1 protein-coding gene is annotated in these 2,559 nt (G+C 47.4%); it reads right to left on the reverse strand.

What is annotated here, in order from left to right; translation table 11 throughout:
- Nucleotides 1-109: 109 nt before the first annotated feature.
- Entirely contained in the window at nucleotides 110-2,503 is a 2,394-nt protein-coding gene (locus VIM72_RS30125) for an ABC transporter permease (protein ID WP_332006509.1), read from the reverse strand.
- Nucleotides 2,504-2,559: the final 56 nt, after the last annotated feature.

Here is a 2,559-nt window from a genome sequence, read left to right on the forward strand (position 1 = left end):
CAAATTCCTCCAGGCAATCTTTAAATAACTTTTTAGCATACGGGTATATTTATAGTGAAAAAATAAAAGCAGGGCGTGTAGACACACACTCTGATTTGCTGTTCACTTGTTATTCTATCTTTAATGCGTTTACCGGGTTCCCGACAGCCGCTTTCAATGTTTGCATCCCAATGGCCAATAATGCAGTTATTGCTGCTATGAGGGCCGACAATACAAACATCCAGGGTTGCAGGTGAATGCGGTATGCAAACTGCTGCAGCCATTGCTGCATCAGGTACCATGCCACCGGCGATGCGATCACCAGTGCAATTATCACCAACCGGATAAACTCTTTTGACAACAATACGGTAATTTGTACCACACTGGCGCCTAATATTTTGCGCACGCCTATTTCGCGGGTCCGCTGTTCTGCCGAAAACGCAGCCAGTCCCAGCAGTCCCAACGCTGATATCAGCACTGTAAGCAGCGTAAACCATCCAAAGATCCCCGCCAGGCGGTCTTCTGCAGTATACAGTTTACCGAAGGCATCATCGAGGAAGGTATATGAAAAAGGCTCCTGCAAATCGTATCCGGTGTATATTTTCTTTATCTCCCCTATGAGGGCTGGCATATTCTGCTTCGGCGCCACTTTTACAAACAGGCAACCAGGGCTGTTAGCGCCCCATAAAGCGGTGTTATCTTCTTCCACATTGATGCCCAGTGGTATAATTGCAGAATGGAGTGATTTATAGTGAAAATTTTTCACCACGCCTATCACTTCCACTTCTTTGTTGCCCAGCTTAACATATTTACCGACAGGAGATCCTGTAAATCCAAAGCTTTCCACCGCCGATTCGTTCAGTACCATTTTTCCGGGCATCCCCAGCTGCGTCATATCTGCCGGTGGGATTTTCCATTGCAGGCCGGTTAACCCAAACAGAGAACGGTCCATACTGAGCATAGACAACGCCATTGGCGGACGGTTATTTTCTCCCATCACAAACCACATATCATACCCGCCATACAAAGGATAGCGGGCGGTAGCCGTTTGCTGTACGCCGTTCAAAGCAGCCACCTGCTGGCGGTAAGCCTGATAATGATTTCCCATGGAGCCCTGGAACGGCAACATTATCACGTTCTCTTTATTGATCCCCGTTGCCGCATGACGGAAGAAATACAGCTGCCGGTTTATAACAATGCTGCAAATGATCAGCACTGCCGCTGTTCCAAACTGTACTACTGTTAGTACCTTTCTTACTGAAGCGCCACCGCTCACGCGGCTCATCTTGCCTGATAAAATAGTTACAGGGTTATAACGGGAAAGTACAAACGAAGGATAACTACCCGCCGCCAATATGGTAACCAACAATAAAGCTGCGTAGATCAGCAATACCAGCGGGTGGTAAAGGAAGCTTACATCTACCTTCAGTTCCAGCAGGTTAAAAAACCAGGGGCGCAGCAGCTGGCATAACAGTAACGCCAGGCAAAAAGCGAGGAAAGCATACAGGGCCGATTCTGCATAAAACTGCCTGGCTATACTTTTATGATCGGCGCCCAGCGATTTCCGTACGCCTATTTCGCGCGCACGAACGGTAGCCCGGGCAGTAGAAAGACTCATATAATTGATCAACGCCATCAGCAGGATCAGGGCGGCTACCAGCGGGAATAACTTCAGGTAACGCAGGTTGAACCCCGGGTTAAAATTGGCGCTGGTATGTACCCTGTTCATAGGCGTTAACACAGAACGGCCCTGGTCCAGGCGGGCGGCAATAAGCCGGTCGATGTTCCGGGCTACAGCCGCAGCATGGACTGGGTCATCCAGCTTCAGAAATACCTTAAAAAACATCCCGCCAAATCCACGTTCTTCCGCCATGGCATTACGGAATGATGCGATACCTGCCATACTGGAATAAGATAATAATATGTTAGCGTGGATACTGGAATTTGAAGGCGCATCTGCCATTACACCGGATACCTGGAAAATATATTTCCCGTTGTACCGCAACTGTTTGCCGATCACATCGGTGCTTCCAAAATACTTTTGGGCGGTAGTGGCTGAAATCACAGCAGTAAAAGGTTGCTTCAATACTTCCTCTTTATGGCCGGATAGTAAAGGGAATGAAAAAAAGCTGAAGTAGTTGGCATCCGCGAACCATGTATCAGGTTCTTCGCTCTTTACATCGGGGTTAGATACATTTTGAATAATGATGGACTCGCCTGGCTGGTTTCCCATGCGGAGATAACTTTCCACGGCGGCATTCTGCTGCCGGATAGATGATGCAGTGGTAGCATTAAAGCGTTCAATCTGCATGGTATCTTTCTCCAGTTTGATCTTTTCCATTAAGGAAAAGATCCTGTCACTGTCTTTATGAAAACGGTCATAGCTCAGCTCATGCGCCACATACAACATAATCAGCATACACGCGCACAAACCAGCTGCCAGTCCACCGATATTAATGAAACTGTACAGCTTTCTTTTGACAAGATTGCGCCATGCAAGTTTTATGTAATTCAGCAACAGCATCGTTAATCGTTTCTCAGGCTATTTACCGGGTTCACTTCGATAGCTCTCCAGGTTTG

The organism is Chitinophaga sp., from assembly GCF_036569185.1.
GTDB lineage: Bacteria > Bacteroidota > Bacteroidia > Chitinophagales > Chitinophagaceae > Chitinophaga.

Coding starts and splice junctions, on each gene's coding strand:
- VIM72_RS30125 (WP_332006509.1), bottom strand. CDS start 2,503: ATGCTGTTGCTGAATTACATAAAACTTGCATGGCGCAATCTTGTCAAA.